Below are 23,708 nucleotides of genomic sequence, written 5' to 3' on the forward strand. Positions count from 1 at the left end.
CACGATGACCTATCAGGATGACGACCGCAGGGCCGACAGAGCACGCCGCAACAGCCCGGTCGGCTGGGCGGTCGGCGCGATCTTCGTGATCGCCGTGGTCGCGACCGTCTTCTTCTACAATGGGCGCCAGGTGGGGCCACAGACCACGACCTCCGATCCGAATACGGCGCCGAACGTCACCACCGGATCGAATCCACCTGCTGCACCTGCGAAGTGATGCGCTGAGCGCGGGCCGTCATACCTTCCCGCTGCCGCAAATGCCCTTCAGCGCCTGCCACTCCTTGTCGGTCAGCAGCGGCGGGCCGCTGGCGGGACGATCCTCCTTCGTCATGCGCGCGAGGCGGTCCTCGGTCAGCGGGTGGCTGGCGAGGATCGTGGTGAGACCGGAACCGCCCTCCTTGCCGGTGATGCGGAACATCAATTCGGCCGCGGGTTTGGGCGAGCGGCCGAGCTTGTGCATGATCTCGATCGCGAAAGTGTCGGCGCCGGTCTCGGCCTCGCGCGAATAGGAAGCCTCGACGAGGCTGCGCGAAGCGAAGATCACGGCCGAGGAGCCGGTGACGTCGCCGAACAAGAGGCCGATCAGGAACGAGGTGCCGCCATTGTAGATCAGGCCGCGCATGTTGTCGTGATGCTTGAGATGGCCGAGCTCGTGGGCGAGGATGCCGGCGAGTTCGTCGGGATTCTCGGCCTTGTCGAGCAGGCCCTTCAGCACGAACACCTTGCCGCCGGGCAGCGCGAAGGCATTCGGCACCGAGGTCGGCAGCACGCCCGCCGTCATGGTGTCGTCGAGGCCGGCCGCATCGCGCAGCCGGTTGACGAGCTTGGTGTAGGCGGCCTTGCCCGCGGCATCTTCGCAGACGCTGCGGCCGAAGATCGTTTTCATCTGCACTTCGGCGGCATCGCCGATGCGCCGTTCGACCGGTTTCGGCACCAGCGGTGCGAGACGATCGGCGGCGAGCGGCACGCCGAACAAGACGACGCAGACGATGGAGACGGCGGCGGCCACCGACCAGCCCACGATCTTTGCAGTGCCGCGGCGCGTGGTCCGGTGCTCGTCGAGGTGCAGGCAGCGCGCGGTCACATCTGCCGCCACTGCCGCGTCGCGGATCTCGAGCCGCGCCAGAGGCGAGGCCGATGTGCAGGCCAGACGCAAAACGCCGGCCGGGCCGTCGGCGCGGCGGATATCGGCATAGGCCCAGCGAACGGGTGCTTCGCCGTCCTCGGCGATTTCGAGCGAATCGCCGAGCGTCAGCATCACCCGACGCCTGCGGCTCGAGACGCCGTCGAAGAAGATGGTCGGCTTTGAGGACCCTGCCGGGACCTCGGTGGACACGTCACTCACGGCTCAGAATCCTGCAACATCCAGTCCATCGGCAAACCCTTCGCCAAGCGCGCCGGCAAGCTCGCCGCGACCACGTACATCCGCCGCGGCCGCGATGTCGTGCACCTCGACGGTCTCCAGCACCTTCGCCCAGAGATCGCGCTGGAGATAGACGCGCATGACGATGTTGATGGCCAGCGCTACGGCGAAATAGCCGATCACCATCATTGCCACCACCGGGATGCTGTTCGCGCCGTCGCCAGATTCGAAAACCTGATCGACCGGCACGCCGGTGAGCTGGACGACGAGCAAGGTACCGCCGACCATGTAAGCACCGAACGCGGCCGAGAGCAGCGTCCACCAGCCGACCACTTTCCAGTACAGGCCGTAGAACGCGTCGTGCGGCAGATCCGAGGACAGGCTGACGCCGCCGATGCGGATGCCGTCGAGCCACCAGCGCCACTCGCGGGCCTTGAACTCGGCGTAGAGGAACGGCGCCAGCGGGAAGATCACGAGCGCGACCGGGCTGAGCAGCCACAGCCACCAGCCGCGCTTGAAGAAGGTCCAGCCGTCGCCTTCGAAGTCGCCGGAGAGTTCGCCATAATGGGTGTGCTGCATCTTGTAGCGCTCGAGCGCAGCTGCGCGCCACGGCAACGCCAGGCCGAGCGTCAGGAACACGAGCAAGCCCCACAGCATGGCGCGGAGCGAATAAGCCCAGCCCGAGCCGTCCATCCAGAACCGCACGCCGCGCCAGACCGTGCGCGTCAGGCGGTAGCGCCGCGCGCGAAAGATCGCGAACTGGCCGAAAGCGTAGAAGCCGATGAACAGCGGCAAAGAGGCGAAGCCCTGCCAGCGCTCGAACTCGATACCGATCAGAAAATACGCGAGGTAGATTGGCACCAGGATCGCGAGCGCGACCAGGAAGCCGATCAGAAGCTCCTTGGCCCGCCCGGTATATTCGGCTGCATCGCCGTCGATCGCAGTGTTGGCCCACAGATGGCGGCGAATGTCGGTGACCAGCCAGAACCGGTAGAAACCGAAGGTGACGAGCTCCAGCATGGCACCCCTGGTGACCATTCTGCGGAACTCGGAGCGGTTGCCGGAGAAATCGACCCGCGTGGGCGGCAGCGGCGGCGGCAAGGGTTCGGAGCCAATGGGGCTCCATTGCATATCGTTCACGTCGGCAACCTCGGGGTGCGGATCTGTTGCGGTCAACTATAGATCAGAGGTTAGTCGATCCCCAAGCTGGGCGGGTTCGATTTACCTCGATTCCCATAGGCTTCTTGCAAGATTCTCCACCGCGCGGCGTGCGGGAGGTCACGTTCGCGTGGCGACGTGACGGCCGTCCGACGCTCTCGTGAAGGTTGGATGTGGCAAAACTCTCCCTTGCCCCGACGCAGACAACCGGCTGTAATTGCAAATCAAATACCGCAGCGCAGAATTCAACGAGAACGCGCGGTTCAGTCAGGGAGAACGGTCATGCACGGGATGATCGAGAGCGCGACCAAGCTCGACGCACTTCGCGCGCGCGCCACGTCACTGCCGCTCGAGCAGTTCGATCCGGGCGATCCTGAACTGTTCAGGACGGATACGTTCTGGCCCTATTTCGACCGGCTGCGCCGGGAAGATCCCGTGCATTACTGCAAGGACTCGATGTTCGGGCCGTATTGGTCGGTGACGCGCTACAACGACATCATGGAGATCGAGACCAACCATGCGGTGTTCTCCTCCGCCTCAGCGCTCGGCGGCATCACCATCCGCGACATCGATCCGGATTTGCGCCGCGAGAGCTTCATCTCGATGGACCCGCCGCGCCATGCGGCCCAGCGCAAGACCGTGGCCCCGATGTTCACGCCGACGCACCTCGACAATCTCGCGATCAACATCCGCGAGCGCTCGGCCGAGTGCCTGGACAACCTGCCCCGCGGCGAGGTGTTCGACTGGGTCGACCGCGTCTCGATCGAGCTGACGACGCAGATGCTGGCGGTGCTGTTCGACTTCCCCTGGGAGGACCGCCGCAAGCTGACGCGTTGGTCGGACATCGCCACCACCATTCCCGGCCCCGACGGCCTCGTCGCCACCGAGGACGAACGGATGGCCGAGCTGACGGAATGCGCGGCCTATTTCTCCCGCCTCTGGAAGGAGCGCATCGAACAGCCGCCGAAGAGCGACCTGTTGTCGATGATGGCGCATAGTGCCGCCACGCGCGACATGGACGCCAGGAACTTCCTCGGCAATCTCATCCTTTTGATCGTCGGCGGCAACGACACCACCCGCAACACCATGTCGGGCTCGATCTATGCGCTGAGCCAGCACCCGGAGCAGTACCGCAAGCTGCGCGAAAACCCTGATCTGCTCGACAGCTTCGTGCCCGAGGTGATCCGCTGGCAGACGCCGCTCGCGCATATGCGGCGCACGGCGCTCTCCGACTTCGAATTCCGCGGCAAGCAGATCAGGAAGGGTGACAAGGTCGTGATGTGGTACGTCTCGGGCAACCGCGACGAGGAGGTGATCGAAAAGCCCTATGATTTCATCATCGACCGCGCCCGCCCGCGCACGCATCTTTCCTTCGGCTTCGGCATCCACCGCTGCGTGGGCTTGCGGCTTGCCGAACTCCAGCTCAAGATTATTTGGGAAGAAATTCTCAGGCGTTTCGACCATATTGACGTGGTCGGCGAGCCCAGGCGGGTCTATTCGAGCTTCGTCAAGGGTCTCGAGACGTTGCCGGTGAAGATTGCAGCGTAAATTCGCAGTAAGATGGGTTCGACGTCGCCTACAAGGAAGGTGCGCCCCCTCTCCCGCTTGCGGGAGAGGGTTGGGGAGAGGGTATCTCCACTACGGGATAATCCCCAAGAGGAGAAAACCCTCTCCCGGCGCTACGCGCCGACCTCTCCCGCAAGCGGGAGAGGTTAAGCAGAAGCACTGGAGCACGCTACGATGAACATCCAGACCCCGGTCAAGTCCGACAAAATCGAACGCATGCGCAGGGCGCGCGAGGAGGCCTATGCGACGCCGCTTTCGCAATTCCACCCCGGCGCGCCCAGGCTGTTCCAGGACGACACGCTGTGGCCGTGGTTCGAGCGGCTGCGCAAGGAAGAGCCGGTACACTACTGCACCAACGCGCCGATCGAGCCCTACTGGTCGGTGGTGAAGTACAACGACATCATGCATGTCGACACCAATCACGGCATCTTCTCTTCGGATTCGAAGCTCGGCGGCATCTCGATCCGAGACGTGCCGGAAGGCTACGACTATCCAAGCTTCATCGCGATGGACCAGCCCCGGCATTCGGCGCAGCGCAAGACTGTGTCGCCGATGTTCACCCCTCAGCATCTGGACGAGCTGGCGAGATTGATCCGCCAGCGCTCGCAGACCGTGCTGGACAATCTTCCGCGCAACGAGACCTTCAACTTCGTCGAGCGCGTCTCGATCGAGTTGACGACGCAGATGCTGGCGACGCTGTTCGACTTCCCGTGGGAAGAGCGGCGCAAGCTGACGCGCTGGTCCGACGTCTCGACCGCGCTGCCCAAGAGCGGCATCGTCGCATCGGCAGAGGAGCGCCGCCGCGAGATGGACGAATGCTACGCCTACATGTCGAAGCTGTGGAACGAACGCGTCAACTCCGCGCCGCGCAACGACCTGCTGTCGCTGATGGCGCACAACGAGGCCACGCGCCACATGGACCCCGACAACCTCATGGGCAACATCATCCTGCTCATCGTCGGCGGCAACGACACCACGCGCAACACCATGACCGGCTCGGTGCTGGCACTGAACGAGAACCCGGAGCAGTACGACAAGCTCCGCGCCAATCCGGCGCTGATCGATTCCATGGTGCCGGAGGTGATCCGCTGGCAGACGCCGCTGGCACATATGCGGCGCACTGCATTGCAGGACACCGAAATCGGCGGCAAGCACATCAGGAAGGGCGACCGCGTCGTGATGTGGTACGTCTCCGGCAACCGCGACGACGAGATGTTCGAGAAGCCGAACGAGTTCATCATCGACCGCCCGCGCCCGCGCACCCACCTGTCCTTCGGCTTCGGCATCCACCGCTGCGTCGGCATGCGGCTCGCCGAGCTGCAACTGCGGATCGTCTGGGAAGAGATGCTGAAGCGGTTCGACCGCATCGAGGTGGTCGGCGAGCCGAAGCGGATCTATTCCAGCTTCATCAAGGGGTATGAGTCCCTGCCGGTGCGGATTCCGGGGTAGGTGGAGTGCCTTGAGCCAAAGCGCCTCTCCAAACTCCGCTGTCATGCCCCGCGAAGGCGGGGCATCCAGTACGCCGCGGCTTCTCGGCTCTAGCCGTGCGGCCTCTGGAATACTGGATTGCCCGCCTTCGCGGGCAATGACACCGAGGGTGGGGCTGGGAGCACACCGCCCCTAACGCTCCGCTATCACACCTCCCCGGCTATAAAATTCCGGCATGACAGGTCGCGCCAGATGCGAAGGCAAGACGGCGCCTGACTGTTCTACGACACGAGCGCATCTAACTCAATTTGATGTCCCACACGCCTTCCTTGCGGCAGGCGGCGACTTCCTCGCGCAGGAGGGCGGTGATGGCGAGCGAGGCCGTCGAGGCCGGGCGATCGATCGGAGAGGCAAAGATGAGCTCGCGCGTCATCGGCTTGGATACGGGCGCGGTTTCGAGCCGCCCGTCCGCGACCTCGCCGTGGACCGACGAAGGCGGCAGCAGCGCGAAGCCGAGGCCTTCCTCGACCAGGCTGGTCAGCACGCGGAACGAATCCGCCTCGAGCTGGACGTTGAGCTTGATCTTGCGCTGGGCCGCCGCGTGCTCGATCAGCGCACGGAGACCGTGGGAATGACTGGGCAGCACCAGGCGTTGGCGCAGCAGCCAACCGATGTCGATGCTCTTCTTGCGCGCCAGCCCGCAGCCGCGCGGGCCGACCGCAACGATGTTGTCGCGTCCCAGACTCTGGACATTGAGATGCAGATCGGCCGAGCGGCCGTAGAGGATGGCGAGATCCATCTCGCCGCGATGCAGCCATTCGACGAGATGGCCGCTGTAGCTCTCGACGATGCGCAGCGAGATGCCGGGGAATTTTTCGACGCAGCGCCGCGCAAAGCGCGCCGACAGCACGCAGCTCACGGTCGGAACCAGGCCGAGCACGACCTGGCCCGAGGGCGGCCCCTTGGCCGACTGGATGTCGTCGCGGATCTGGTCGATCTGCCGCACGATGCCGGAGGTGCGCGCGAGCAGAAGCCGGCCGGCCTCGGTCAGCACCATGCCGCGGCCGTTGCGGGTGAACAGATCGGTGCGCAGCTCGTGTTCCAGGAGCTTGATCTGCCGGCTGAGCGCCGGCTGCGCCACGCGCAGCGTGTCGGAAGCCTTGGAGAGGCTGCCGAGCTCCGCCACGCAACTGAAGGTCCTGAGCTGCCGGAAATCCATGCTTGCCAATCCTGGAAGGCTACTCCATACGCTATAGCAAATGAGCATAGGGGGCTGGCGTTGTTTTCACAACGCCAGGGGATTGGCCGGCGTTATCTTAACTGCCGCTACGAACAGGAAACGCCATGAGTCAAGAACACCACATCGAAGATCACGCCGACATTCGCGAGGCCGTCGCCAAGCTGTGCGCGCAGTTTCCCGGCGAATACTGGCGCAAGCTCGATCGCGAGATGGCCTATCCCAAGGCGTTCGTCGATGCGCTGACCGAGGCCGGCTATCTCTCGGTGCTGATCCCCGAGGAATATGGCGGCGCGGGCCTGAAGCTTTCTGCGGCTGCCGCGATCCTCGAAGAGATCCAGCGCGCGGGCTGCAACGGCGGCGGCTGCCACGCCCAGATGTACACGATGGGCACGGTGCTGCGGCACGGCAATGCCGAGCAGAAGGCGAAGTACCTGCCGAAGATCGCGAGCGGCGAACTGCGCCTGCAAGCCTTCGGCGTGACCGAGCCGACCAGCGGCACCGACACCTCCTCGCTGAAGACCTTCGCGCGCAAGGACGGCAACGACAGCTACATCGTCAACGGCCAGAAGATCTGGACCAGCCGCGCCGAGCATTCCGATCTGATGATCCTGCTGGCACGCACCACGCCGAAGGATCAGGTCAAGAAGCGCACGGACGGCCTGTCGGTGTTCATCGTCGACATGCGCGAGGCCAAGAACAACGGCCTCGAGATCCGCCCGATCCGCACCATGATGAACCACGCCACCACGGAAGTGTTCTTCACCGACATGAAGGTGCCGGCGGAGAACCTGATCGGCGAGGAAGGCAAGGGCTTCCGCTACATCCTCTCCGGCATGAATGCCGAGCGCATCCTGATCGCGGCCGAATGCGTCGGCGACGCCAAATGGTTCATCGCCAAGGCCACCAACTACGCCAAGGAGCGCAGCGTTTTCGGCCGGCCGATCGGCCAGAACCAGGGCATCCAGTTCCCGATCGCCAAGGCCTACGCCTCGATGCGGGCGGCCGAGCTGATGGTGAAGGAAGCGACGCGCAAATACGAGGCCGGCCTCGACTGCGGCGCCGAGGCCAACATGGCCAAGATGCTGGCGGCGGATGCATCCTGGGAAGCGGCCAATGCCTGCATCCAGACCCATGGCGGCTTCGGCTTCGCCGAGGAATACGACGTCGAGCGCAAGTTCCGCGAGACGCGGCTCTATCAGGTGGCACCGATCTCGACCAACCTCGTGCTGTCCTTCGTCGCCGAGCATGTGCTCGGCATGCCCCGCTCGTACTGAGGCGGCCAGCATGGGAGCACTTGACGGGATCAGGGTGATTGCGGTCGAGCAGGCGGTCGCGGCGCCGTTCTGCTCCTCACGCCTGGCCGATGCCGGCGCCGAAGTGATCAAGATCGAGCGGCCCGAGGGCGATTTCGCACGGGGCTATGACGCGGCGGCCAAGGGCCAGAGCAGCTATTTCGTCTGGCTCAATCGCGGCAAGCAATCCGCGGTGGTTGATCTCACGACCAAGGAAGGCCGCGCCGAGCTGGAGGAGCTGATCGCCAGCGCCGACGTGCTGATCCAGAACCTCAAGCCGGGCTCGATGGACAAGCTCGGCTTTTCGCGCGAGCGGCTGTTGAAGGACTATCCGAAGCTGATCTCGTGCACCATCACCGGCTATGGCGACGAAGGCCCCTATGCGCACCGCAAGGCCTATGACCTGCTGATCCAGGCCGAGAGCGGACTTGCCTCGATCACCGGCAATCCCGACGGCGCTTCGCGCGTCGGCATGTCGATCGTGGATGTGGCGACCGGCGCCACCGCCCATGCGGCGATCCTGGAAGCGCTGATCGCGCGCGGGCGCACCGGCAAGGGCGCCGACATCCGCATCTCCATGTTCGACGTGATGGCGGACTGGTGCACCGTGCCGCTGCTCAACTCCGAAGCCGGCAACCCGCCCAAGCGCATGGGTCTGCGCCATCCCTCGATCGCTCCTTACGGAGTGTTCACCTCGCAGGACGGCAAGGACATCCTGATCTCGATCCAGAGCGAGCGCGAATGGAAGACGCTGTGTGCGAAGGTGCTGGACCAGCCGGACCTGCCCGCCGATCCGCGCGTCGCCAACATGGTCGAGCGCGTGCGCAACCGCGACTTCACCGACAAGACGGTGGCTGACGCCTTCGGCAGGATGACGCGCGACGAGCTGCTGAAGCGGCTGTCGGATGCCGACATTGCCTTTGCCGAGGTCAACACCATGGCCGACCTCTCCCACCATCCGCATCTGCGCCGGATCGAGGTCGACACGCCGAACGGCCGCGTCAGCTATCCCGCGCCGGCGCCGATCATCGTCGGCGAGACGCGGAGCTATGGCGCCGTGCCCGCGATCGGCGAAAATCCAAAGTCCAGGCAGTGACAGAGCGAGGCGTCATGACCGAAAAGCTCGACATCGATCATTTGCGGCAATGGATCGGCCGCAGCCAGGAGGCCACCGATACCGTCACTGCGCACCTCGTCATGGGTTTGCGCGCGACGCTGTTCCAGGAGGTCGGCGAGCCCAAGACAGGTGAAGCCGCGCCGTTCACGGTGCATTGGTGCCTGGCGCAGCCGGTGTTTCCGATGTCGATGTTAGGGCCTGACGGTCACCCGACCCGCGGCGGCTTCCTGCCGCCGGTGCCGCTGCCGCGCCGGATGTGGGCCGGCGGCGAGATCGAATTCCTGCAGCCGCTTCGCGTCGGCGACGCATCGACGCGAACCTCGCGCATTGCCGACGTGCAGGTGAAATCGGGCTCGACCGGCACGCTGTGCTTCGTCTCGGTCGAGCACAGCATTTCCTCGCCGCGCGGCACAGCCATCCGCGAGCGGCAGGACATCGTCTATCGCGAGATGACGAGCAGCGCGCCCGCTGGCGGCAAGGCCCCGCCTCCGCCGCCGAAGGCGCAGCACCGCGAGACCCATCTGTCGGATCCCGTGCTCCTGTTCCGCTACTCCGCGCTGACTTTCAACGGCCACCGCATCCATTACGACCGCGACTACGTCACCAAGGTCGAGGGTTATCCGGGCCTGATCTTCCACGGACCACTGCAGGCAGCGCTTATCATCGAGATGGCCGCCAAGCTTCGCGACGGCAAGGCGCCGAAGAAGTTCACCTATCGCGGCCTGCAGCCGCTGTTCGAGGGCACGGAGTTCTCCATCAACGCCAACGAGACCGCTGATGGCATGGAGCTGTGGACCGCGAACGCGGAGGGACAGCCGACGATGAAGGGCACGGCGGTGTGGTGACGCTGTCTCCTCGCATTGCGAGTGCCGCGGCGATGTGGGAAGTTCGACCCTCACCCTGAGGAGCGCGCCCCTTCGCGCGCGTCTCGAAGGGCGAGGCCACCAGCCGGGCCTTCATCCTTCGAGACGCGCGAAGACGCGCTCCTCAGGATAAGGAACTAAGAAGGGGACGGAAACCATGTCCAAGAACGGCAAGACCGGCAGCAAGTCCGTCACCGTGAAGCAGGCAACGCTCGACCTGCTGCGGGCCTTTGGCATCAACAAGGTGTTCGGCAATCCCGGCTCGACCGAGCTGCCGTTCCTGAGCGACTGGCCCGACGACATCGACTACGTGCTGGCGCTGCAGGAGGCCTCCGCCGTCGGCATGGCCGACGGCTTTGCACAGGCGACGCGCAATGCCGGCTTCGTCAATCTGCATTCGGCGGCAGGCGTCGGCAATGCGCTCGGCAATATCTACACCGCGCATCGCAACCAGACGCCGCTCGTGATCACTGCGGGCCAGCAGGCGCGCTCGATCCTGCCGCTGCAGGCGTTCCTCTATGCCGAGCGCGCGTCGGAATTCCCGCGGCCTTACGTCAAATACAGCGTCGAGCCGGCGCGGCCCGAGGACGTGCCGGCCGCGATCGCGCGGGCCTATTACACGGCGATGCAGCCGCCATGCGGGCCGACCTTCGTGTCGATCCCGATCGACGACTGGGCGCATGCGGCTGCTCCCGTGGAGGCACGCAAGGTCAGCCGCGAGATCGGGCCCGAGCTTGACGCGATGAAGGCGCTGGTCGCCGCGCTCGGTTCCGCAAAGCACCCTGCCCTCGTCGTCGGTCCCGGCGTCGATCGCGCCGCCGCGGTCGATCTGATGGTGCGCGTGGCCGAGAAGGCCAAGGCCAGCGTCTGGGTCAGCCCGTTCTCGGCACGATGCTCGTTCCCCGAGCGGCATCCGCAATTTGCGGGATTCCTGCACGCTTCACCCGCGCAATTGTCCGACGCGCTGCGCGAGCACGATGTCGTCGTCGTGATCGGCGCGCCGGTGTTCACGTTCCATGTCGAGGGCCATGCCGCGATCTTCGATGGCGGGACGACGATCTTTCAGATCACCGATGATCCGGATGCCGCCGCCGTGACACCGGTCGGCACCAGCATCATCGCGACGATGAAGCCGGCGCTGACCATGCTGCTCGAGTTGCTGCCGGAGAGCAAGCGCGCGGCGCCGAAGGGCCGCACGCTGCCGCCGGCCCCGCAAGCCGCCGATCCTCTGCCGGTTGAATTCCTGCTGCACTCGCTGTCGCAAGCGATGCCGGACGGGACGTCACTCGTCGAGGAAGTGCCCTCGCACCGGCCGGCGATGCAGAGGTTCATGCCGATGCGCGGCCAGGACAGTTTCTACACGATGTCGAGCGGCGGTCTCGGCTACTCCCTGCCCGCCGCCGTCGGCATGGCGCTCGGCAAGCCGAACAGCCGCACCGTCTGCCTGATCGGCGACGGCTCGGCGATGTATTCGATCCAGGCGCTGTGGACCGCCGCACAGCGAAAACTGCCGCTCACCGTCGTCGTCATCAACAATTCCGGCTACGGCGCGATGCGCTCGTTCAGCCAGGTGATGCAGGTGCGCAACGTGCCCGGGCTGGAGCTGCCGGGAATCGATTTCGTGCAACTTGCCGAAGGCATGGGCTGCCATGCGGTGCGGGTGAGCAAGGCGGCGGAGCTGGGCGAAGCGCTGAAGCGCGGCATGGCCTATGCAGGCACGAGCCTAGTCGAGGTCATCGTGGATTCGGCGGTGCCGGTGTTGTACGGGCAGAAGCACTGACGCTGCCGTAGCCCGGATGAGCGCAGCGACATCCGGGAATCGCAATCGCGAACCTCACCCGGATATCGCTGCGCTCATCCGGGCTACGAAGCTACGACGCCAAAAATCCGCCGTCCGCCGCCAGCACGTGCCCGACGATATAGGATGACGCGTCGGACGACAGCCACACCACGGCTTCCGCCACCTCCTCCGGGCTTCCCATCCGCCGCAGCGGCAGGCCGGCGCTGACGGTAGCGACGTCGCCGACGCCGGCACGCAGCATCATGTCCGTGACGACGCGGCCGGGGGCGATGGCGTTGATGCGGATGCCGCGCGGAGCGTTCTCCATCGCCGCCGAGCGCGTCAGCGAGATCGCGGCGGCTTTCGAGGCCGAGTAGAGCGAGAAGCCGGGATTGGGATTGCGCACGCCGCTGACGGAGGCGTTGACGACGATGCTGCCGCGGCCTTGCGCGAGCATCGCCGGCAGTTGGTGGCGCAGGCAGAGAAACAGCGCGCGGACGTTGGTGTCGAACACGCTGTCGTAGGTCTCGGTGCCCTGCTCCTCCAGCGGCGCGCGGCGCTCCTGGAATCCGGCATTGTTGAAGGCAACGTCGAGCCGGCCGCAGCGCTCGACCGCCGCGCGCACCAGCCGCGCGACGTCGTCCTCCTTCGTGATATCGGTCTTGACGGGGACGGCCTCCGCACCGAGCTCGCGGCACGCTGAGGCGGCGGCGTCGATCTCGGCTTCGCGCCGGCCGGCGACGAAAATCGCTTGGGCTCCCTCGGCCGCCATCCTCAGCGCCGTGGCGCGGCCGATGCCGCTGCCGCCGCCCGTGACGAGGCAGATCTTGCCCCTCATCCGCATCCCGGTTGGCAAAGTTCCGCTCATCGTCCACTCCAAAACGCTTGCGCGCGGCGTTGCGCCCATATAGTTGTATGATACAACTATATGCCGGAGTCAAGATGGCCGAGCTTTTGCTGATCGACGACATCCGCGCCGCTTCGCGCCTGATGGTGCGCGAGCTCGGCTTCATGGACGCGACGGTGGCGGCATCGGACTATCCGCCCTCGGCGGTCCACACCATTCTGGAGATCGGCATCCGCGGCCCGATGACGTCAGGCGAACTCGGTGATTTCCTGCGTCTGGAGAAATCGAGCGTCAGCCGCATGGTGCGCAAGCTGATCGACTGCGGCGAGCTCAGGGAGACGCCTGACGAGCTTGATGCGCGCAGCAAGCTCTTGTCGCTGACGGCGAAGGGCCGCCGCACGCTGGAAGCGCTGCATGCGTTCGGGCGGCAGCAGGTGCGTGGTGCGCTGGCGGCGTTGACGCCGGCCGAACAGCGCATCGTGCGCGAGGGCATGATGCTCTATGCGCGGGCACTGCGGCAGAGCCGGGTGGAGGAGGAGGCGGCTACCCAATCATAGGTATCGTCTCTGCCTGCGCAGGGACGACGGCGAGTGTTTGGCGCGATTGCGTAGCCCGGATGAGCGCAGCGATATCCGGGATCCTCAACAAAGAAGGCCCCGGATGTCGCTTCGCTCATCCGGGCTACGAGATCTTACCTCCCGAACTCTTCCCGCATCTTCGCCTGGATCTTGGCCATGCCGCCGATCCAGCGGTCGTAGTTCTCGGTCTTCTTGCGCATGTAGCCGAGCACCTGGGGGTGCGGCAGGATCAGGAACGTCTCCTGCTCGAGGCCGGCGAGCACGTCTTTCGCGACTTGCTCCGGCGTCAGGTCGCCGTCGCCGGACTGCGGACCCTTGGGAATCGAGCGCAGCATGTTGGTGTCGACGCCCTGGGGGCAGAGGATCGAGACCTTGATGTTGTGGGCCTTGTGCGAGATCGCGAGATTTTCGGCAAAGCCGACCGCAGCGTGCTTGGTCGTCGAATAAGCGGGGCTGCCTACTTGCGACAGCAGACCCGCGGCCGAGATGGTGTTGAGAAAATAGCCGCCGCCGCGCGCCCTCATGCGCGGGACGAGATGCCGCGCCGCGTAGACATGGGCCATGACGTGGATCGCCCAGCTGCGCTGCCAGGGTTCATCCGAGGCGCCGCCGGCATTTTCCGACATCGGATCGAAACCGCCGCCGATGCCGGCATTGGAGCAGAACAGGTCGATCGGCCCGAACTGACGTTCGGTCTCCTCGATGACGTGAGCGATGTCCTTTTCCTGAGCAACGTCGCATTTGAAGGCGGCGCCATCAACCATGGCCGCGACCGCCCTCGCATTGGCGGCGTCCATGTCCGCGACCACGACCTTGGCTGCACCCGCATTGTGAAAGGCTTCGCACAGCGCCTTGCCGATGCCGTTTGCGCCGCCCGTGACGACCACGACCTTGCCGGTCACCTGCATGCGACGTCTCCTCTTGCCTTGAACCGCGTCTCTTATACCGCTTCGCGGAAAGCTTGCTCAGCTCAACACGAGGTCGAGCACCGCGGTATAATGGCATGCCGCGCCGGCCAAGACAAAGCCGTGCCAGATCGCATTCTGGAATCGCAGACGCCGCCAGGCGTGGAAGATCACGCCGAAGCTGTAGAGCAGGCCGCCCGCAACGATGAAGCCCAGCACCAGCGCGGGCAACGCCCTGACAACGGCGTCGTAGAGCATCATGCCGCTCCAGCCCATCGCGAGATAGATGCCGACCGAGACGCGGTCGAACCGGCCGGGATAGAGAAGCTTCAACACGATGCCTGATATCGCCACGCACCAGACCCCGGCGAGCAGCACCAGCGCGAACACGCTGTCCTTCACCTCCAGGATGAACGGCGTGTAGGTCGCGGCGATCAGCAGATAGATCGCGGAATGGTCGAACCGGCGCAGCAGCCATTTGGCCGGCGAGACCGGCCAGAGATTATAGGTCGCCGACAGCACCAGCATCGAGAGCAGGCCGGCGACGTAGATCGAGACGCCGACGATGTCGGTCGCATCGGCATAGATCGCCGTCAGCACCACCAGCACGGTCACGGCAACGATACCGGCGAAGACGCCGATCGCGTGGATGACACCATCGGCGATCAGCTCGGCGCGGTCGTAATGCCAGCCGACCATGTCGGCTGCGGCGTGTACGGAGCTGGATGCGAACTCTTTCAATTGGAAGACGGTCATGGGCAATCCGCTAACGTGAGGCAATCGTCCTCTTGCATGGGTGTTTCGGGATCGGCGCGTCGTTCAAACGGCTGACTGGCCGACAAAGGCGGTGGAAGTATGGAGCTTGATTTTCCTCACGCAATTGCCACTTTTGTGAACGGCCGCACATTCCTCCCGCCCCGGATCCTCTAACGTTCATATGGCATTCAGTTTCCAGGATATGGTCGAAGAGGCGCGGCTGTCGGCAAGGGCGCTGATCGACTATGGCGAGCACTTCTTCAACCCCACGGTGCGGCTCGGCGTCACCGGGCTGTCACGGGCAGGTAAGACCGTATTCATCACCGCCCTGATCCACGGGCTCACGCGCGGCGGCCGGTTTCCGGTGTTCGAAGCCTATGCCTCCGGCCGGATCGCGCGGGCGCATCTGGCGCCACAGCCGGACGACGCCGTGCCGCGCTTTGCCTATGAGAACCACCTGCGCGCGCTGATCGAGGAACGGCGCTGGCCGAACTCGACGGTCGATATCAGCGAGCTCAGGCTCGTGATCGAGTACCAGCGCCCGAACGGTGCGGACCGCAATTTGACGCTCGACATCGTCGACTATCCCGGCGAATGGCTGCTCGATCTGCCGCTGCTCCAGAAAAGCTATGAGCAATGGTCGGCGGAAAGCCTGGCGCTGTCGCGCGAGGCACCGCGGGCACATCTCGCGGCGGACTGGCACGCGCATCTCGCAACGCTCAAGCCCGAAGCGCGCGAGGACGAGCAGGCGACGCTGACGGCCGCAAAGCTCTTCACCGATTATCTGCACGCGTGCCGCGAGGAGCGCTTCGCGATGAGCCTGTTGCCGCCAGGCCGCTTCCTGATGCCCGGCAATCTCGCAGGCTCCCCCGCGCTGACCTTTGCGCCGCTCGATCTGCCCGCTGGCGGACAGGCGCCCGACGGCTCGCTCTGGGCGATGATGGTGCGCCGCTTCGAGGCCTACAAGGACGTCGTGGTGCGGCCGTTCTTCCACGATCATTTTGCGCGGCTCGATCGCCAGATCGTGCTGGCGGACGCGCTCGCCGCATTCAACTCCGGGCCCGAGGCGCTGCACGATCTCGAAGCCGCGCTTGCCGGCATTCTCGGCTGCTTCAACATCGGCCGCAGCACCTTGCTCTCCAGCCTGTTTCGGCCGCGCATCGACCGCATCCTGTTTGCTGCGACCAAGGCGGACCATCTGCATCATTCCAGCCACGACCGGCTCGAGGCCGTGCTGCGCCGCGCCGTTGCGGGCGCCGTCGCGCGCGCGGAAAATACCGGTGCGGCGATCGACGTCGTTGCACTCGCCGCCGTCCGCGCCACGCGCGAGGCGCAGGTGTCCCGTGGCCGCGACAAATTGCCGTCGATCCTGGGAACTCCGGCCGCGGGCGAAAGCGCCGGCGGCGAGTTCTTCGACGGCAACACGGAAGTCGCGACCTTTCCGGGGGATCTGCCCGTCGATCCCGAGCCGCTGTTCAACGACACGGATGCATTCCGCGGGCTCTCGACGGAGGCGGCCGAGACAAGCGACTTCCGCTTCCTGCGCTTCCGCCCGCCCAAGCTCGAACGCGAGGGCAACGGCGAGCCGGCACTGCCACACATCCGCCTCGACCGTGCCCTGCAGTTCCTGATCGGAGACAAGCTGTCATGACCGAGCGATCCCAGCAGCGGCGGCCGGCGACGTTCCGGCTCGACGATCCCGGCGTCGTCGTCACCGAGGCCGACGAGACGGGACGGCTCGGTCGCGGCACCATTCAGATCACACCGGAGAGCGATCCATCGACGCTGCCGGTGCCGATTCAGGCCACACTTCCCGCGCGGCGCCGCTTTCCCTGGGGCGCGCTGTTCTGGTCCGGGCTCGCCGGGTTGACGCTGCTCGGGGTCGGGCTCGGCGTCGTCCATTTGATCGAGGATTTGTTCGCGCGCAGCGAGAGCCTCGGCTTCGTCGGGCTTGCCTTCGCGCTCGTCACGGCGCTGGCGCTTGCCGTCGTGATCGGACGCGAGGCGTTTGGACTGGCGCGCCTCGCAACAATCGAGAAGCTGCATCAACGCGCCGCCGACGTGCTCGCCAGTGACGATCGCGCCGAGAGCCGCGTCATCGTACAGGACCTGCTGAAGATCGCGCACCAGAACCCGCAGCTCGCGCGAGCCCGCGCCACGCTGGAGAGCCATGCCGGCGAGATCATCGACGGCGCCGACATGATCCGGCTCGCCGAGCGCGAACTGATGTCCCCGCTGGATACGGAAGCGCGGCGGCTGGTGTCGTCAGCCGCGCAAAAAGTCTCGATCGTCACAGCGGTCTCGCCCCGCGCGGCGATCGACGTGCTGTTCGTGTTCGTCGCCGCACTGCGCCTGATCCGCCAGCTTGCCTATCTCTATGGCGGCCGCCCTGGCGCGCTCGGCATGATCCGCCTGCTCCGCCACGTCATCGCTCATCTCGCCATCACCGGCGGCATGGCCGCGAGCGACAGCCTAGTGCAGCAGATGCTCGGCCATGGCATCGCGGCGAAGCTATCGCAGCGATTGGGCGAGGGCGTGCTCAATGGATTGCTGACCGCCCGATTGGGCCTTGCCGCCATCGACGTCACGAGGCCGCTGCCGTTCGCGGCACTGCCGCCGCCGAAACTGTCGGATCTCGCGACGGATCTGCTGCGGAAGAAGGATGGGGAGGAGTAGCGGCTCTTGCTTACCCTCCCCTGGAGAGGGAGGGTCGGCTCATATTGAGCGCAGCGAAATATGAGACGGGGTGGGGTGACAGTCTCTCCGCCTCGAACAGTGCCCGAGCGGAGAGATCACCCCACCCCGCTCGCGCTTCGCGCGATCGACCCTCCCCCTCCAGGGGAGGGTGAGAGAAGGCGGCTAGGCGCGCTCCCGCTTTTCGAATTCTCCCGCCAGCACCTTCCACTGGAACAGCGGCGAGTCCTTCGGCGGTGAAAGCTCCGGGGTCCAGCCGGTGAGCTTTTCAAGCACATAGGTGTCCATCACGAGGCCGCGCCAGCGGCGTTCGACTTCGCCGAGCTGCTCGCGCTTGGCCGGGATGTTCTGCCACAGCGACGAACGATCGTCCGGCGCGCGCCCGACATAGACGCCGGCCTGTCCCCTGATCTTGTCCATGCCGGGGTCGCGAAAATCCTGGAAGCGGCCGCGCTCGTTGATCTCGATCACGGGCACGCGGCCCTTGAACAGCCAGCGCATCATGGCGTAGGTGCGGTAGTCCGTTGTCGCGATCCAGGTCGCGCCGGTCTCGTCGAGCGCAGCCTGCGCGCGCGCGGCGACCTGCTCGTAGCCGGCCTCGGCGCCGATCGGATCGCTCTTGCCGAGGAAATTCCAGGGCGCGGCGACGTAATAGAGAAACACGATGACGACGAAGGCGATGCCCGAGACGATTGCGGTCCTGGCCCAGAACAGTGGCGATTTGAGCATTCGGGCCGACCATCCCTCTTTCGTCATCGTTGCGAGGTTCACCGCGGTGGCCGCGAAGCCGACCGGCCACATGAACATCGGCCATGTATCGCCGACCCGGAGCGTCATCGACTTCGCAAGGAAATATAGAAACGGCACCAGCACGGCGGTCGACAGCAGGATCGCGACCGGCTCGCGCGTGCGATAGCCGCGCCACGCCGTCAGCACCAGGCCCGTCAGGACCACCGGCAGCATGACGAAGCCGACCAGGCCGAATTGCAGGCCGATGTAATCGCCGATCGTCCGCAGCGAGATGCCGTAATTGGCGGTGGCGCGCACGCCCTGGAAACGGAACGAGGCCCAGTCGTGCTGCGCATTCCAGATCAGCACCGGCGAGAACGCGGCGATCGCAACCAGCACGGCGAGGTAAGGGTAAGGGCTCCGCAGCCAGCGCCAGCGCCAGTCCGGTACCAGCAGAAAGGCGGCAACCGCCGGCGCGAACATGATCGCGGTGAACTTCGACAGCATCGACAGGCCTGCGAACAGGCCCGCCGCGAGCCACCAGCGGCCGTCGCCGCCCTGTGCGAGCCGCACCAGCGACCACATCATCGCGACCGCAAACGGGATCATCGCGACATCGGGCGCGACCTTGGCCATCAGCAGGCCGTAATAGAGCGCGGCCTCCGGCATCAGCACCGCGAACATGATCGCGCGCGCATCATGGGTGAGGCGGCGGACGATGTCGGCGAGCAGCAGCTGTGTCACCAGCATTGCGACGATGCCGCCGAAGCGGACGCCGAGCGCGGTGTCGCCGAGGATCGCGGTACTGAGGCGGATCATCCAGGCGATGCCGGGGGGATGATCGAGAAAGCTGAGCGCCGTTTCCTTCGACCAGGTCCAGTAATAGGCTTCGTCCGTGCGCAGCTCGATGGCGGAGGCGTAGACGATGCGCAGCACGGTCATCGCGGCGATGATCGCTGCGGCCATCACGAGCGGCCGGCGCGCGGCGCCGCGGAGGGGCACGGAGATGTCAGGGGCTGTCGTCACGGCCGCGCTTTTCGCCAACCTGAGAGGGGGTGTCAATGCGGGGGGCCCCATTCTCACTGTCGTCCCGGACAAGCGAGCGCCGATCCAAGACCATGGCCCCAGGGAAGTGTTTGGCGGAAACCCGTGGTTACCGGCTCGCGCCCAATCCGATCCTTTCGTTGTGGATCCCGGATCGGCGCGCGCCTAAGGGCGCGCTTGTCCGGGGCGAGGGCGGTGTGTGTGGCTCCTTGCCGCGCAAGTGATCCCGCAGCCTGTCCACATCAGGAATTAAACGCTACGCTGGCTGTTCTCCTTGGTGAACTGATACAAGCGAATCATGGCCACCGCTCCCGTACACATGCCCGAACTCGTCCGCGCTACCGGCGTCCGGCAGCTGCGGCTCATCTGCGGCGTCATCCTGTTCGCCTATGTGGTCAGCCATTTCCTCAACCATGCGCTCGGCAACATCTCGGTGGATGCCATGGAGGTCGGGGTCTACTATCATACCCTGTTCTGGCAGTTCCTCCCCGTCGCGATCGTGTTCTACACGGCTGCACTCACCCATATGGGCCTCGGCATCTACGCCCTGTATCAGCGCCGGCAGTTCCGCTGGCGGACGATCGAGCCGCTCCAGCTGGTGCTGGGCCTGAGCATCCCCGCTCTGGTCATGGGGCACGTGGTCGGGGTGCGGCTCGGCTACACGCTGTACGATCATCAGAAGCTCTATCCGCAGGAGCTCTATCTGTTCTTCGTCGCAGCGCCGGGCCGGCTTTGGCAGATGACGATCCTGCTCCTCATTGCATGGGTGCACGGCTGCATCGGCATTTTCTTCTGGCTTCGCCTGAAGCCGTTCTTCACGCGCGCGGCGCCCTATCTGCTCGCGGCCGCCGTGCTTATCCCGACGCTGTCGCTGCTCGGCATCTATCAGGGCGGCCGCAGCGTCGCCGTCGAGAGCGAAGATGGAGAATGGCGTACCCAGAACCTCACCCGCCGTCAGGTCGGCACGGTCGCTGAAGGCAATACGCTCGACCGCATCGCGGGCGGCCTCACCATCGGCTATTTCGGATTGCTCGCCTTGGCGCTGGTGGCGCGCGGCGCGCGGGCCTTGCGCGAGCGGCGCGGCGGCATGATCGCGCTGTCCTACGGAAACGGCAAGACGGTGCGCGTGCCAAAAGGCCTCTCCGTGCTGGAAGCGAGCCTGCGCCACAACGTGCCGCATGCCAGCGTCTGCGGCGGCCGCGCTCGCTGCTCGACCTGCCGCATCCGCATCATCGGCGACCATGGCGCCCTGCCCGAGCCGTCGCAGCGCGAGGCCTTCGTGCTCACCCGCGTCGGCACCTCCGATCCATCGATCAGGCTCGCCTGCCAGCTGCGGCCGACCGCCGACCTCTCCTTCTTCCAGCTCTTCACACCGCACACACTCTCCGCGAGTACGCAGACTTCGACGCCCGCCAGCATCGGCCAGGAGCGCTATCTCGTCAGCCTGTTCGTGGACATGCGCGGCTCGACGCAGCTTGCCGAGAAGCGACTGCCGTTCGACACGGTCTTCATCGTCAACCGCTTCCTCGGTGCGGTCTCGCAGGCCGTCATCGAGAATGGCGGCCTGCCGAACCAGTTCGTCGGCGACGGCATGCTGGCGCTGTTCGGGCTGTCGGCCGAGCCGCGAACCGCGTGCCGGCAGGCGCTGAAGGCCGCCGCCGGAATCGCCACGCATATCGACGAGCTCAACGAGCTCCTGAGCCACGATCTTCGCCAGCCGATCCGCTTCGGCATCGGCATCCACGGCGGCGAGGTCATCATTGGCGACATCGGCTATCGCGACCACATCGTCTTCACGGCGCTGGGCGATGCCGTCAACGTCGCCGCCCGCCTGCAGGACATGACCAAGACCCTGGCCTGCGAAGCGATCGTCTCGGAGGAAATCCTCCGCACCGCGGACCTCGCCGACGACGCCCTGCCGCAGCAGGAGGCCGCAATACGCGGCCGCGACGAGCCGATGGCGGTGCGGGTGATTGCAGATGCGCGGGAGCTGGCGGCGCTGGTGGATCGAACCGAGCGCGTCGCGGCGTAAGGCAGCCACGGCGGCAGTGCTCTCCCGCTCGCGGGAGAGGGTTGGGGAGAGGGTATCTCCACAACGGGACAATCCCCTGGAGGAGAAAGCCCTCACCCGCGCCTTCGGCGCGACCTCTCCCGCAAGCGGGAGAGGTGCACCGAGACTGCGGTTACAGCCCGGCTCAATTTCACCACGGACGTAACACCGGCCTGCTGCAACACGGCGGCATGGGCTTGCTGCGAAAGCACCAATTGACATCATCCAAATCGTTGCGACAGATGAACGCAGGATCGCGGTGATGACCGCGATCCAACGAAAAGCTCCGGGAGGAGACCAGAATGTTCGACCGACGCGACCTGCTCAAAGGAGCGGGCCTTGCCGCCGTCGCGGCTACACTGAACTCCACCAAGGCGCCGGCGCTCGACACCGTCACCCTGCCCTTCGCCAATGGCGAACGACCGCTGGTGAAATATCCGCAGAAGCGGCCGATGATCGGCCTGACCAGCCGGCCGCCGCAGCTCGAGACGCCGTTTGCCGTGTTCAACGACGGCCCGATCACGCCCAATAACGCGTTCTTCGTGCGCTATCACCTCTCCGACCTGCCTTACAATCTCGACCCCGACAAGTTCACGCTCGAGGTCAAGGGCAAGGTCGACAAGCCGCTGAAATTGTCGCTGAAGGACATCAGGAAGATGAAGGCGACGGAGATCGTCGCCGTCAACCAGTGCTCCGGCAACAGCCGCGGTTTCTTCGAGCCGCGCGTCGCCGGCGGCCAGCTCGCCAACGGTGCGATGGGCTGTGCGCGCTGGCGCGGCGTGCCGCTGAAGGCCGTGCTGGAGATGGCCGGCGTCCAGAGTGGCGCCAAGCAGGTGACGTTTGGCGGCATGGACGGACCGGTCAGCGACAAGACGCCCGATTTCGTCAAGGCGCTCGATCTCGATCACGCCACCGACGGCGAGGTGATGCTGGCCTATGGCATGAACGGCGAGGACCTGCCGTTCCTCAACGGCTTCCCGCTGCGCCTGATCGTGCCCGGCTATTTCGGCACCTACTGGGTCAAGCACCTCAACGAGATCACCGTCATCGACAACATCTATGACGGCTTCTGGATGAAGTCGGCCTATCGCATTCCCGATACGCCCAACAACGCGGTCGAGCCGGGCACCGCGCCGAAGGCGACCATCCCGATCAACCGCTTCACCATCCGCTCCTTCATCACCAGCGTCCCCGATGGCGCCAAGCTGAAGGCGGGAGCTGTGACCCTGCGCGGCATCGCCTTCGACGGCGGCAAAGGCATCAAGGAAGTCCAGGTCTCCACCGACGGCGGCAAGACCTGGACCACCGCAAAGCTCGGCAAGAACCTTGGCAAATACGCCTTCCGCGAATGGAAGCTGGCGGTGAAGCTCGCCGCCGGCAACCATGAGCTCAAGGTGCGCGCCACCGGCAATGGCGGCGAGACGCAGCCGGACACGCCGCGCTGGAACCCGGCGGGTTATCTGCGCAACGTCGTCGAAATCGTCCGCGTGACGGTCGCCTGAAGGAGAATGATCATGCAGCGCACCGTTCTCCCCGCCGTCACGCTCGCCCTCGCCGCCATGATAGGTTCGGCCCTTGCCGCGCCGGTCAATTACAAGACTCCCGACGAGGTCGCCGCCTTCAAGCCCGGTCTCAATCTCGAGGTCGTGCAGGGCAATTGCAGCGCCTGCCACTCGTCCGACTACATCGCCACGCAGCCGCCGATGAAGGACAAGAAGGGCTTCTGGCAGGCCGAGGTGACCAAGATGATCAAGGTCTATGGCGCGCCGATTGACGATGCCGATGTCGGCAAGATCGTCGACTATCTGGCTGCGACGTATTGACGGATGAGGAAACGCGTACGGACATTTGACCGCGAAACGGGCAAAACCGGCAAAAACGCCGCGAAGTTGAGCGCAATTCAGCGAAATGCCGATGTGGTTTGAGCTACCAAGCCTGCCACATTCCGCGTATCCTATAGGACCGAACCGGCCGGTTGGCGGGGACTGGCGGTTCGCGATCTCGGAGGAAGACCCGCGGAGAAGTCGTGATGGCTAAAGGTACGGTCAAGTGGTTCAACCCGACGAAGGGTTATGGATTTATCCAGCCTGCGTCGGGGGGCAAGGATGTGTTCGTGCATATCTCGGCAGTGCAGAAAGCCGGTCTGTCCACCCTCAACGAGGGACAGACGGTGGAATACGAAGAGATCGCAAACCGGGGCAAGACCTCCGCAGAAAACCTCAAAGTATAAGCCCGCCAGCTATTGCTGCCTCCTGGGACCAATCCGGGAGCCGGGCCAAGAAAATTTAGAAGACGGCC

At 65.3% G+C, this 23,708-nt stretch carries 21 protein-coding genes; 14 read left to right on the forward strand and 7 right to left on the reverse strand.

The features are described 5' to 3' along the window. The first annotated feature begins 4 nt into the window (after positions 1–4). Complete coding sequence (locus ABIA42_RS26210; RefSeq protein ID WP_271527711.1) at positions 5–217, forward strand: hypothetical protein; 213 nt, start codon at positions 5–7, stop codon at positions 215–217. Between the two features lie 18 nt (positions 218–235). Here the strand turns inward: ABIA42_RS26210 and ABIA42_RS26215 are convergent, their stop codons facing one another. Together ABIA42_RS26215 and ABIA42_RS26220 are read right to left on the reverse strand one after the other, a co-directional pair. Further along, positions 236–1,345, reverse strand: a complete 1,110-nt coding sequence (locus ABIA42_RS26215) for a M48 family metallopeptidase (RefSeq protein WP_370119722.1) — start codon at positions 1,343–1,345, stop codon at positions 236–238. A gap of 3 nt (positions 1,346–1,348) precedes the next feature. Further along, positions 1,349–2,494 (reverse strand): YjgN family protein, encoded by a 1,146-nt coding sequence (locus tag ABIA42_RS26220; RefSeq protein ID WP_370123909.1) that lies wholly within the window; start codon positions 2,492–2,494, stop codon positions 1,349–1,351. Between the two features lie 309 nt (positions 2,495–2,803). Here ABIA42_RS26220 and ABIA42_RS26225 point away from each other — a divergent pair, with 309 nt between their 5' ends. Both ABIA42_RS26225 and ABIA42_RS26230 read left to right on the forward strand, forming a co-directional pair. Further along, positions 2,804–4,069, forward strand: a complete 1,266-nt coding sequence (locus ABIA42_RS26225; protein WP_370119719.1) for a cytochrome P450 — start codon at positions 2,804–2,806, stop codon at positions 4,067–4,069. Between the two features lie 192 nt (positions 4,070–4,261). Further along, positions 4,262–5,536 (forward strand): cytochrome P450, encoded by a 1,275-nt coding sequence (locus ABIA42_RS26230; protein ID WP_370119716.1) that lies wholly within the window; start codon positions 4,262–4,264, stop codon positions 5,534–5,536. Between the two features lie 277 nt (positions 5,537–5,813). Here the strand turns inward: ABIA42_RS26230 and ABIA42_RS26235 are convergent, their stop codons facing one another. Continuing rightward, positions 5,814–6,734, reverse strand: a complete 921-nt coding sequence (locus ABIA42_RS26235) for a LysR substrate-binding domain-containing protein (RefSeq protein ID WP_271527715.1) — start codon at positions 6,732–6,734, stop codon at positions 5,814–5,816. 125 nt (positions 6,735–6,859) lie between these two features. On the opposite strand from ABIA42_RS26235, the gene ABIA42_RS26240 reads away from it, so the two are divergent. From ABIA42_RS26240 to mdlC, 4 genes are all read left to right on the forward strand, one after another. After that, positions 6,860–8,029, forward strand: coding sequence for an acyl-CoA dehydrogenase family protein (locus ABIA42_RS26240; RefSeq protein ID WP_370119713.1), 1,170 nt, complete (start codon positions 6,860–6,862; stop codon positions 8,027–8,029). A gap of 10 nt (positions 8,030–8,039) precedes the next feature. Further along, positions 8,040–9,143 carry a CaiB/BaiF CoA transferase family protein gene (locus ABIA42_RS26245; protein WP_370119710.1) on the forward strand — a complete coding sequence of 368 codons (1,104 nt, stop codon included), beginning with the start codon at positions 8,040–8,042 and terminating at the stop codon, positions 9,141–9,143. Positions 9,144–9,157: 14 nt separating this feature from the next. Next, on the forward strand, positions 9,158–10,009 hold the full coding sequence (locus tag ABIA42_RS26250; protein WP_370119707.1) for a MaoC family dehydratase N-terminal domain-containing protein: 852 nt from the start codon (positions 9,158–9,160) through the stop codon (positions 10,007–10,009). 175 nt (positions 10,010–10,184) lie between these two features. Then, complete coding sequence (gene mdlC / locus ABIA42_RS26255) at positions 10,185–11,807, forward strand: benzoylformate decarboxylase (RefSeq protein WP_271527720.1); 1,623 nt, start codon at positions 10,185–10,187, stop codon at positions 11,805–11,807. Positions 11,808–11,898: 91 nt separating this feature from the next. On the opposite strand, the gene ABIA42_RS26260 is transcribed toward mdlC, so the two are convergent. Then, positions 11,899–12,675 carry an SDR family NAD(P)-dependent oxidoreductase gene (locus ABIA42_RS26260; protein ID WP_370119703.1) on the reverse strand — a complete coding sequence of 259 codons (777 nt, stop codon included), beginning with the start codon at positions 12,673–12,675 and terminating at the stop codon, positions 11,899–11,901. A gap of 74 nt (positions 12,676–12,749) precedes the next feature. On the opposite strand from ABIA42_RS26260, the gene ABIA42_RS26265 reads away from it, so the two are divergent. Next, a complete protein-coding gene (locus ABIA42_RS26265; RefSeq protein ID WP_370119700.1) occupies positions 12,750–13,211 on the forward strand; it encodes a MarR family winged helix-turn-helix transcriptional regulator in 462 nt (153 codons plus the stop codon). 134 nt (positions 13,212–13,345) lie between these two features. On the opposite strand, the gene ABIA42_RS26270 is transcribed toward ABIA42_RS26265, so the two are convergent. Continuing rightward, positions 13,346–14,140, reverse strand: coding sequence for an SDR family oxidoreductase (locus ABIA42_RS26270; protein WP_271527723.1), 795 nt, complete (start codon positions 14,138–14,140; stop codon positions 13,346–13,348). A 57-nt stretch (positions 14,141–14,197) separates the two neighbouring features. Then, on the reverse strand, positions 14,198–14,893 hold the full coding sequence (locus tag ABIA42_RS26275) for a hemolysin III family protein (protein WP_370119697.1): 696 nt from the start codon (positions 14,891–14,893) through the stop codon (positions 14,198–14,200). Between the two features lie 181 nt (positions 14,894–15,074). Here ABIA42_RS26275 and ABIA42_RS26280 point away from each other — a divergent pair, with 181 nt between their 5' ends. Further along, the gene (locus tag ABIA42_RS26280) at positions 15,075–16,544 is read left to right on the forward strand and encodes a YcjX family protein (protein WP_370119694.1); all 1,470 of its coding nucleotides are present in this window, start codon (positions 15,075–15,077) and stop codon (positions 16,542–16,544) included. Beyond that, complete coding sequence (locus tag ABIA42_RS26285) at positions 16,541–17,569, forward strand: YcjF family protein (protein WP_370119691.1); 1,029 nt, start codon at positions 16,541–16,543, stop codon at positions 17,567–17,569. Before ABIA42_RS26280 ends, ABIA42_RS26285 begins: the two co-directional genes overlap by 4 nt. 183 nt (positions 17,570–17,752) lie before the next feature. On the opposite strand, the gene ABIA42_RS26290 is transcribed toward ABIA42_RS26285, so the two are convergent. Continuing rightward, the gene (locus tag ABIA42_RS26290; protein ID WP_370123906.1) at positions 17,753–19,282 is read right to left on the reverse strand and encodes a glycosyltransferase family 39 protein; all 1,530 of its coding nucleotides are present in this window, start codon (positions 19,280–19,282) and stop codon (positions 17,753–17,755) included. A 376-nt stretch (positions 19,283–19,658) separates the two neighbouring features. Between ABIA42_RS26290 and ABIA42_RS26295 the strand changes: the two genes are divergently transcribed. The 4 genes from ABIA42_RS26295 (at position 19,659) to ABIA42_RS26310 (ending at position 23,640) form a co-directional block, all read left to right on the forward strand. Further along, entirely contained in the window at positions 19,659–21,392 is a 1,734-nt protein-coding gene (locus ABIA42_RS26295; RefSeq protein WP_370119688.1) for an adenylate/guanylate cyclase domain-containing protein, read from the forward strand. Positions 21,393–21,712: 320 nt separating this feature from the next. After that, positions 21,713–22,912: a molybdopterin-dependent oxidoreductase gene (locus ABIA42_RS26300; RefSeq protein ID WP_370119686.1), complete on the forward strand. Its 1,200-nt coding sequence runs from the start codon at positions 21,713–21,715 to the stop codon at positions 22,910–22,912. A gap of 12 nt (positions 22,913–22,924) precedes the next feature. Next, complete coding sequence (locus ABIA42_RS26305; protein ID WP_370119683.1) at positions 22,925–23,233, forward strand: cytochrome c; 309 nt, start codon at positions 22,925–22,927, stop codon at positions 23,231–23,233. Positions 23,234–23,439: 206 nt separating this feature from the next. Then, the gene (locus tag ABIA42_RS26310; RefSeq protein ID WP_008563500.1) at positions 23,440–23,640 is read left to right on the forward strand and encodes a cold-shock protein; all 201 of its coding nucleotides are present in this window, start codon (positions 23,440–23,442) and stop codon (positions 23,638–23,640) included. Positions 23,641–23,708: the final 68 nt, after the last annotated feature.

It is taken from the genome of Bradyrhizobium sp. USDA 327, assembly GCF_041262065.1.
Lineage (GTDB): Bacteria > Pseudomonadota > Alphaproteobacteria > Rhizobiales > Xanthobacteraceae > Bradyrhizobium > Bradyrhizobium liaoningense.

What these genes read in the sequence shown, in the direction of transcription:
- ABIA42_RS26290 (WP_370123906.1), bottom strand. Translation starts at nt 19,282, where the DNA reads ATGGCCGCAGCGATCATCGCCGCGATGACCGTGCTGCGCATCGTCTAC.
- ABIA42_RS26225 (WP_370119719.1), top strand. Translation starts at nt 2,804, where the DNA reads ATGCACGGGATGATCGAGAGCGCGACCAAGCTCGACGCACTTCGCGCG.
- ABIA42_RS26305 (WP_370119683.1), top strand. Translation starts at nt 22,925, where the DNA reads ATGCAGCGCACCGTTCTCCCCGCCGTCACGCTCGCCCTCGCCGCCATG.
- ABIA42_RS26260 (WP_370119703.1), bottom strand. Translation starts at nt 12,675, where the DNA reads ATGAGCGGAACTTTGCCAACCGGGATGCGGATGAGGGGCAAGATCTGC.
- ABIA42_RS26235 (WP_271527715.1), bottom strand. Translation starts at nt 6,734, where the DNA reads ATGGATTTCCGGCAGCTCAGGACCTTCAGTTGCGTGGCGGAGCTCGGC.
- mdlC (WP_271527720.1), top strand. Translation starts at nt 10,185, where the DNA reads ATGTCCAAGAACGGCAAGACCGGCAGCAAGTCCGTCACCGTGAAGCAG.
- ABIA42_RS26275 (WP_370119697.1), bottom strand. Translation starts at nt 14,893, where the DNA reads ATGACCGTCTTCCAATTGAAAGAGTTCGCATCCAGCTCCGTACACGCC.
- ABIA42_RS26245 (WP_370119710.1), top strand. Translation starts at nt 8,040, where the DNA reads ATGGGAGCACTTGACGGGATCAGGGTGATTGCGGTCGAGCAGGCGGTC.
- ABIA42_RS26310 (WP_008563500.1), top strand. Translation starts at nt 23,440, where the DNA reads ATGGCTAAAGGTACGGTCAAGTGGTTCAACCCGACGAAGGGTTATGGA.
- ABIA42_RS26265 (WP_370119700.1), top strand. Translation starts at nt 12,750, where the DNA reads ATGGCCGAGCTTTTGCTGATCGACGACATCCGCGCCGCTTCGCGCCTG.
- ABIA42_RS26210 (WP_271527711.1), top strand. Translation starts at nt 5, where the DNA reads ATGACCTATCAGGATGACGACCGCAGGGCCGACAGAGCACGCCGCAAC.
- ABIA42_RS26220 (WP_370123909.1), bottom strand. Translation starts at nt 2,494, where the DNA reads ATGCAATGGAGCCCCATTGGCTCCGAACCCTTGCCGCCGCCGCTGCCG.
- ABIA42_RS26285 (WP_370119691.1), top strand. Translation starts at nt 16,541, where the DNA reads ATGACCGAGCGATCCCAGCAGCGGCGGCCGGCGACGTTCCGGCTCGAC.
- ABIA42_RS26295 (WP_370119688.1), top strand. Translation starts at nt 19,659, where the DNA reads ATGGCCACCGCTCCCGTACACATGCCCGAACTCGTCCGCGCTACCGGC.
- ABIA42_RS26270 (WP_271527723.1), bottom strand. Translation starts at nt 14,140, where the DNA reads ATGCAGGTGACCGGCAAGGTCGTGGTCGTCACGGGCGGCGCAAACGGC.
- ABIA42_RS26300 (WP_370119686.1), top strand. Translation starts at nt 21,713, where the DNA reads ATGTTCGACCGACGCGACCTGCTCAAAGGAGCGGGCCTTGCCGCCGTC.
- ABIA42_RS26280 (WP_370119694.1), top strand. Translation starts at nt 15,075, where the DNA reads ATGGCATTCAGTTTCCAGGATATGGTCGAAGAGGCGCGGCTGTCGGCA.
- ABIA42_RS26230 (WP_370119716.1), top strand. Translation starts at nt 4,262, where the DNA reads ATGAACATCCAGACCCCGGTCAAGTCCGACAAAATCGAACGCATGCGC.
- ABIA42_RS26250 (WP_370119707.1), top strand. Translation starts at nt 9,158, where the DNA reads ATGACCGAAAAGCTCGACATCGATCATTTGCGGCAATGGATCGGCCGC.
- ABIA42_RS26240 (WP_370119713.1), top strand. Translation starts at nt 6,860, where the DNA reads ATGAGTCAAGAACACCACATCGAAGATCACGCCGACATTCGCGAGGCC.